We start from the raw sequence: 7139 nt of genomic DNA on the forward strand, positions 1-7139 counted from the left end.
AGGCCATCGTATGAAGTGGTTGCTGACCGGGAAGATCGTGACGATGAAGAAGATGCGAAAGCAGCCATGCGCGTTATTGAAGTGATTCAGCCCGGTGTCGATACAGAAGCACGCTGGGTTAAGAAAGGTGGTAAATCTGTTTTTGGTTATAAACAGCATACACTGGTTGATAACAATGGTTTGGTGTTAGCTGTTGAAACTATTGCTGTCAATCAACATGACAGCAAACCACTGCTGCCTTTGCTAGATAAAGTTGGAATCGAGCCGGGTACTCGCATTCATGCGGACAAAGCTTACTGTAGTCAGAAACACCGCGAAGCCTTGAAAGAACCTGGCATTAAAAGTGGTATCCAAGATAAGGCAGTGAAGAACAGGCCGCTGACACAGCGGCAATCGCAACGCAACAGCTTAATTTCCAAAGCCCGGTATGTTGTGGAGCGAACCTTTGGTAGCCAAGCACGCTGGTTTGGAGCCAAGGTGCTGCGTTACCGGGGCAAAGCCAAAGCACATGCCTGGCATATTTTATAAGCCATGGCATACAACCTGAAAAGGTTGCCCAGATTGTATGTTAGTAGGCAGGTACAATCGCAGTCATAGGACAAATGCGCCTTCTGAGCCGATACTGATCAATGAAAGTGATTGTTCGCGTGATTTCAGCAAGGAAATGACTTAAAACTATCGCGATACTCACAAAAAAATCAGAAATTGTAACGAGTTTGATAATTCGTTGAATTTTGCAAAGGTCTCAATTTTCCTGAAAGGCTAGCAAAGTCTAATCGTTGTCTAACGATAGATCGTTACAAATTTTTCCCTTGTGACTATTCATCAGTGCAATTGCACCTGCAATCAATATTCCCTTTGAATAGTAGGCAAGTGGAACTTATCGCTTGATTCTTTAACCGTGTAATTGCCAATATTATTTTTAGCTACAAATGCACATATCATTTGTAGCAGCTAACTGTTTCGGTTAGAATCCGCTCTTCCCAGGCGCGTAGCTCAGTTGGTTAGAGCACCACCTTGACATGGTGGGGGTCGTTGGTTCGAATCCAATCGCGCCTACCAGCTATTTGGTTATTACCATCCTGTTATTTCAATTTAATCCAGTTAAGAATCATCAGTGGACGCATAACTAAACCGATGCATTGTTTGCGCACACTGATCAGATTGAGAACACGGTATCGAGATTACTGTTTTGTGAATTCCAATGATCAAGAATGCGAGAATGAAACTAACTGGATTCCAAAGACTCAATGAGCTAATGATCAACGACAAATTCAGCGATTGTTATGCAATGTGTGTTTAAAGAAACCGCATTCGATGTCAATATTGAAAAAATATCACGCTACAAGGAGATAATTTATGCAGTACCAGGTAAATACTAAAAAACAGAATACATTGAATGTTGTGTTGACTCTGAGCTTAGTACTACTCACGTCCAGCATTGCTGTGGCTGACCAAATTGGTAGTGTTTCAACAAAATTCAAGATGTTGGGGGCCAACGATAAGATTGTTATCGAAGCATTTGACGATCCCGATGTTGCTGGAGCAACCTGTTATCTAAGCCGAGCTAAAACCGGAGGAGTCAGCGGCGTAGTGGGTATTGCCGAAGATACCTCTGATGCCTCTATTGCTTGTCGTCAGATTGGACCGATTTCTTTGCCGGAGAAAGTTAAGAATGGTCAGGAAGATGGTAAAGAAGTATTTAAAAAAAGCACGTCATTATTGTTCAAGTCATTACAAGTAGTTCGTTTTTATGATGCAAAAAGAAATGTGCTAGTGTATTTGACTTATAGCGACCGGATTATTGAGGGTTCGCCTAAAAATAGTATTTCAATTATTCCGATTACACCATGGCACTAATGGAATTGTTGTGTGGTAAGCAAAGGATATAAAAATAAATGTTTTTGATTGATAGTATTTAAGGATTCCTAATATTATAATGCTCAGTTATTTCTTACCAATTGTTTTCATAGACTAACATTATCTTTCATGCAGTTATTCGCCTTCGGTATTAATCACAATACTGCACCGCTGGACGTGCGTGAGCAGGTGACTTTTCCTGAAAATACAATGGAGCACGCGTTACGCGATTTGATTGGGCGAAACCCTATCAAAGAGGCAGCGATTGTATCTACCTGTAATCGTACCGAAGTTTATTGCTGTACGGACAAACCTGAAGACGCTATGTTTTGGTTGGCGGATTTTCATCACCTCCAGACCCGTGAACTGGATCCCTATTTATATAAATTTCCGCGCGAACAAGCTGTGAAGCATGCATTCCGAGTTGCCAGCGGATTGGATTCAATGGTTCTTGGTGAGCCGCAGATACTGGGTCAGTTAAAAAGTGCGGTGAAATCAGCAGAACATGCGGGTACTCTGGGCTTGATGTTACATAAATTGTTTCAACGAACATTTTATGTCGCTAAGGAAGTTCGTACATCGACTGAAATCGGTACCAATTCGGTATCGATGGCTGCTGCGGCTGCACGCTTGGCTGAACGGATATTTGGTGATATCAGTGATCAGCGTGTGTTGTTTATCGGTGCCGGGGAAATGATTGAGTTATGCGCTAATCACTTTGCCGCGCGTAATCCAAAGAAAATCACTGTCGCTAACCGTACAACGGAACGCGCTGAAGCATTGGCGAGTCGTTTTAATGCCCAAGCGATTACTCTGAGCGACTTGCCGGAACAATTAGCACTTCATGATATCGTTGTAACTTGCACCGCAAGTCCATTGCCCATACTCGGAAAAGGCATGGTAGAACGTGCGATCAAGATACGTAAGCATCGGCCTATTTTTATCGTGGATCTGGCCGTGCCGCGCGATGTTGAATCTGAAGTAGCAGAATTGGACGACGTATTTCTTTACTATGTCGATGATTTATCCGAAATCGTGAAAGAAGGTCTAGATTCGCGTCAAAGTGCCGTTGCCCAGGCTGAAACCATTATCGATTCTAATGTAGTGGATTTTATGCGCTGGCTGGCGACACGAGAAATGGTTCCGACCATTCGTGCACTACGTGACCAGGGTGAACGTTATCGCCGTCATGAGCTGGCGCGAGCAAGCAAGCTATTGGAAAAGGGTGAAGATCCCAAGAAAGTGATTGAATCTCTGAGTAATAGTCTAACTAATAAATTCTTGCATGTGCCTTCCAGTGTGTTGAACCATGCAACGGCTGATGAGCGCGAGGAATTAGTCGAGTTGATTAATCGACTCTACCAATTGCACCGCCCGCAATGAACAGGAATATCACGGACAGGCTCACTCGCTTGAGTGTGCGTTTGGAAGAATTAAATCAATTGCTGAGCAGCGAATCCGTGACAGCCAACCTGGATAACTATCGCAAGCTCACGCGGGAACATTCTGAAATTGTTCCGATTGTTGAGCTCTACCGTGCTTACCAGCTCAGTGAGCGCGATATACAAACCGCACGGGAAATGCATGCCGATTTGGAAATGCGTTCATTTGCGGAAGCCGAAATACAAGCTGGCAAAGAAATGCTTGTTAAGCTTGAATCTGAAATTCAGAAGCAACTACTCCCGAAAGATCCCAATGATGAGCGCAATATTTTCCTGGAAATTCGTGCAGGAACTGGGGGAGATGAATCAGCTCTATTTGCCGGTAACTTGTTTCGTATGTATTCCCGTTTTGCGGAAAGACGCGGCTGGCAGGTTGAGATTATTTCACAAAGCTTGTCTGAGATCGGCGGGTATAAGGAAATTATCGCCAAAATCATTGGGCAGGGCGCGTATTCCCGGCTGAAATTTGAATCCGGCGGCCACCGTGTTCAACGTGTGCCTGTTACCGAAACGCAAGGACGTGTACATACCTCAACGTGTACTGTAGCTGTTATGCCGGAGGCGGATGAAGTCAGTGAAGTGGTGCTGAATCCTTCTGAGTTGCGTATTGATACTTATCGTGCTTCTGGTGCAGGCGGTCAGCATATTAATAAAACCGATTCGGCTGTGCGCATAACACATTTGCCGACCGGTATTGTCGTGGAATGTCAGGATGGGCGTTCGCAACATAAAAACAAAGCGCAAGCGCTGAGTGTCTTGGCTGCTCGTATTCATGACAAACAAATGCGAGCACAACATGCCGAACAAGCCGCCACGAGAAAGTCGCTGGTAGGTACTGGCGAGCGATCGGAACGGATCCGTACTTATAATTTTCCTCAAGGGCGTGTGACGGATCATCGAATTAATCTGACACTCTATAAAATGGATCAGATTATGGATGGAGACATCGATGAACTATGTTCAGCACTAATGGCTGAGCATCAGGCAGAACTACTGGCAGCCTCGGTACAAGAGTAGTTACCCATGCCGTTAATGTGAGGCTATGCAGCCAGAAACCATAACACAGGCATTAACATCAGCGTATCGAGAGATTGATCGAGTAGATGCACGATTGCTGTTGCAGCATGTGTTAGATGTAGAGCATGCGTTTTTACTGACTCATCCAGATCAAGTACTAACTTCGCAACAGACAGATGATTTTTCCCGTTTGGTTAGGCAGCGCAGTGATGGCATACCAGTTGCCTATCTGATTGGACGACGAGATTTTTACGATCTGACTTTCAGAGTCACCGAAGCGGTATTAATCCCTCGTCCGGAGACTGAATTGCTGGTTGAATTGGCATTGAAACTAATACCCGAGAATCAGTTTTGTAAGATACTGGATTTGGGAACGGGCAGCGGTGCGATCGCTATTACCATCGCAAAGCATCGCCCGCAATCACAAGTAACCGCGATTGATTTGTCATCGGAAGCTATCGCGGTATCTCGGTGGAATGCCGAGAATCTGGAAGTGAATAATATTTCTCTTAGAACAGGAAACTGGTTCGATGAACTTTCCGGGGAGAAATTTGATCTGATTGTATCAAATCCGCCGTATGTGGCAGAAAATGATCCGCACCTGCAACAAGGTGATTTACGTTTTGAACCACAAATGGCGCTATCTACGGATGACAACGGGTTGGCATGTATTCGCCATATTATCGCTGCAGCACCGAATTATCTTGTTAATGATGGATGGTTGCTGCTAGAGCATGGCTATGATCAAGCCGCTGAGTGCAGGCGATTGTTTGGGGATAGGGATTTTAATAATATTTGTTCCTACCCGGATTTGGCTGGCATAATGCGCGTAAGCGGCGGTCAATTGAATTTTATAATGTAGTAGTAGGTATTCAGTCACTACTGATGCTGTTTTTGTTTTAGTATAAAAACTTTTGGAATGATCTTTTGGAGAAATTAACACTATGAATGTTGAAGATTTAATCGAACAACAAATTACCACACATCCGGTTGTGCTCTATATGAAAGGTACGCTTGATCAGCCGCAATGTGGTTTTTCGGCTAACGCTGTGAATATTCTGAAAGCTTGTGGTGTTGATGATATTTTTTCTGTCGATGTGCTAGCAGATCCGGAAATCAGGCAAGGTATCAAGGATTACTCAAACTGGCCGACGATTCCTCAGTTATATGTGAATGGCGAGTTTATTGGCGGTTCGGATATCGTGACTGAAATGTATCAGAGCGGTGAATTACAGAAACTGTTTGAGAATTGATTTCGGTTAAATAATTGAACGATTCAGTTTATTCACACCGGCGAATAAACTGAATCGTGCTTCCAATTAGTTGATCGCTGTAGCAATCACCCAATAGCGGGCAAACTTCCCCGCAGCAATAAATACTAAAGCCCATAGCCAGTTGGCTCGTAACCAACCGGCAGCTACGCATAAAAGATCACCAATCAGCGGTGCCCAGGATAACAGCAGAATAGGGGTGCCATGCTGACGAACCCATTCCAATCCTCGTGTACTGCCCCCCGATTTTTTCAATAATGTTTTTTCATCCGGTAGAAACCGGCCGATTAAATAAGAGCTCATACCGCCCAGCGTATTGCCCACAGTGGCTAGAATCAGCGCTTGCCAATGCAGTTCGGGGTATGCCAGCAAGACACCCACGAGTACAGCTTCAGATCCGCCCGGAAGCAGCGTAGCTGCTAGGAAACTGCTGGCAAATAAAGCCAAAAGGCTTGATTGTTCATCCATAAAGTTATTTGAATTTACAAAGGGCGATAGTTTATCTGGATTCTTTGTGAAGTTATGAAGATCAAGTTTTACCGACCAAAAATGGCATCGCATAACCCAGATACTCTTGATGTGGATTGCGTTGCTCGTTCCACCTGTTAGGATTGCTCGGGGGGGTGCCTCGAGTTTGGCAAACAGTCAGAACCAAACGCCGCTTTGCTCGAGAGACACCAACGAAGAATGCACATCACTCCTCCGCTTCTTTACCCCAAAATGTCTCATTCTCTACTCCCAGGATAATCACTGAATCGAACTCCAGGCCTTTGCTTTTGTGTATAGTCAGGATTCGTACAGACTGATCATCTGAAAACCTAGCTAGTGCGTTGATTAGGTTAGGTTCGATATTCAAAAGCTCTTCTATCCGTGCTTTTGTTTCCCGAATAACTTCAGCTAGCCGACTTTTTGATTCGTAATCGGGCGACAGGGCAGTTAAGCCGCTGATGCCAACTTTGTTCAAAAAGGTCTCGACGAAAGACCACGCTCCCGGCCATCTATCATCAATAAGATCCATTATTTCTGCTTGTTTCCGCTCTGCTTTTATAAACCGCTGCCAATCTTGCCGTATGTCAGCTTGATCCCCTTCATCTGCAAAAGGAATTAATTGATCCATCAAGCGCAACCATGCTCCTGGTTCGCGTGAGCCGTACAGTGATAACAGGTAATCAACAATTAACCTCGCTGCCGGCTCTACGGAAAGGTCTTGTAGTTGTTGCTCATTGCGATAGGGAATGCCGCGTTTTTCAAGCTCCATCATCAACAAGTTGACGTAGAGATCGGGTTGCTTGGAAACCAAAATGGCGATTTCAGCGTGGGGTATGCCTTCGTTCTGTATCCAACTTGCGATCAAGTTTGCCAAATATTCGGCTTCCTTGTGACTGGTTTCAAACTCCCAGGCGAAAATCTCTCCTTCATCACCCGTAATTTGCTCGTCAGGCATCATGGATGCTGGGTCCAGGACGCGGATTATCTCGTTCTGCATGCGCAAGAGCCTGGGCTTTGAACGAAAGTTTCGATACATATTTAAGGGCAATGCGTTAAAGTC

At 44.7% G+C, this 7139-nt stretch carries 8 protein-coding genes and 1 tRNA gene; 7 read left to right on the top strand and 2 right to left on the bottom strand.

Annotation, left to right across the window (positions count from 1 at the left end):
* The 7 genes from K2P83_RS09525 to grxD all read left to right on the top strand — a co-directional run.
* Window positions 1–528, top strand: a 528-nt coding sequence (locus tag K2P83_RS09525; protein ID WP_292928614.1) for a transposase, incomplete at its 5' end; no start/stop codon positions are given.
* Between the two features lie 457 nt (window positions 529–985).
* A tRNA-Val gene (locus K2P83_RS09530) sits at window positions 986–1062 on the top strand.
* Window positions 1063–1359: 297 nt separating this feature from the next.
* The gene (locus K2P83_RS09535; RefSeq protein ID WP_292928616.1) at window positions 1360–1860 is read left to right on the top strand and encodes a CreA family protein; all 501 of its coding nucleotides are present in this window, start codon (window positions 1360–1362) and stop codon (window positions 1858–1860) included.
* Between the two features lie 129 nt (window positions 1861–1989).
* Complete coding sequence (hemA, locus tag K2P83_RS09540; protein ID WP_292928618.1) at window positions 1990–3243, top strand: glutamyl-tRNA reductase; 1254 nt, start codon at window positions 1990–1992, stop codon at window positions 3241–3243.
* Window positions 3240–4319 (top strand): peptide chain release factor 1, encoded by a 1080-nt coding sequence (gene prfA / locus K2P83_RS09545; RefSeq protein ID WP_292928620.1) that lies wholly within the window; start codon window positions 3240–3242, stop codon window positions 4317–4319. Before hemA ends, prfA begins: the two co-directional genes overlap by 4 nt.
* Before the next feature lie 25 nt (window positions 4320–4344).
* Entirely contained in the window at window positions 4345–5181 is an 837-nt protein-coding gene (gene prmC, locus K2P83_RS09550; RefSeq protein WP_292928622.1) for a peptide chain release factor N(5)-glutamine methyltransferase, read from the top strand.
* An 82-nt stretch (window positions 5182–5263) separates the two neighbouring features.
* The gene (gene grxD / locus K2P83_RS09555; RefSeq protein ID WP_292928624.1) at window positions 5264–5572 is read left to right on the top strand and encodes a Grx4 family monothiol glutaredoxin; all 309 of its coding nucleotides are present in this window, start codon (window positions 5264–5266) and stop codon (window positions 5570–5572) included.
* Window positions 5573–5638: 66 nt separating this feature from the next.
* Here the strand turns inward: grxD and K2P83_RS09560 are convergent, their stop codons facing one another.
* Together K2P83_RS09560 and K2P83_RS09565 are read right to left on the bottom strand one after the other, a co-directional pair.
* A complete protein-coding gene (locus K2P83_RS09560; protein WP_292928626.1) occupies window positions 5639–6058 on the bottom strand; it encodes a YqaA family protein in 420 nt (139 codons plus the stop codon).
* A 226-nt stretch (window positions 6059–6284) separates the two neighbouring features.
* On the bottom strand, window positions 6285–7139 hold an 855-nt coding region (locus tag K2P83_RS09565; protein ID WP_292928628.1), incomplete at its 5' end, for a 3'-5' exonuclease.

The organism is Nitrosomonas sp. (assembly GCF_019752415.1).
In the GTDB taxonomy this organism is placed as follows: domain Bacteria; phylum Pseudomonadota; class Gammaproteobacteria; order Burkholderiales; family Nitrosomonadaceae; genus Nitrosomonas.

What these genes read in the sequence shown, in the direction of transcription:
- prfA (WP_292928620.1), top strand. Translation starts at nt 3,240, where the DNA reads ATGAACAGGAATATCACGGACAGGCTCACTCGCTTGAGTGTGCGTTTG.
- K2P83_RS09560 (WP_292928626.1), bottom strand. Translation starts at nt 6,058, where the DNA reads ATGGATGAACAATCAAGCCTTTTGGCTTTATTTGCCAGCAGTTTCCTA.
- prmC (WP_292928622.1), top strand. Translation starts at nt 4,345, where the DNA reads ATGCAGCCAGAAACCATAACACAGGCATTAACATCAGCGTATCGAGAG.
- K2P83_RS09535 (WP_292928616.1), top strand. Translation starts at nt 1,360, where the DNA reads ATGCAGTACCAGGTAAATACTAAAAAACAGAATACATTGAATGTTGTG.
- hemA (WP_292928618.1), top strand. Translation starts at nt 1,990, where the DNA reads ATGCAGTTATTCGCCTTCGGTATTAATCACAATACTGCACCGCTGGAC.
- grxD (WP_292928624.1), top strand. Translation starts at nt 5,264, where the DNA reads ATGAATGTTGAAGATTTAATCGAACAACAAATTACCACACATCCGGTT.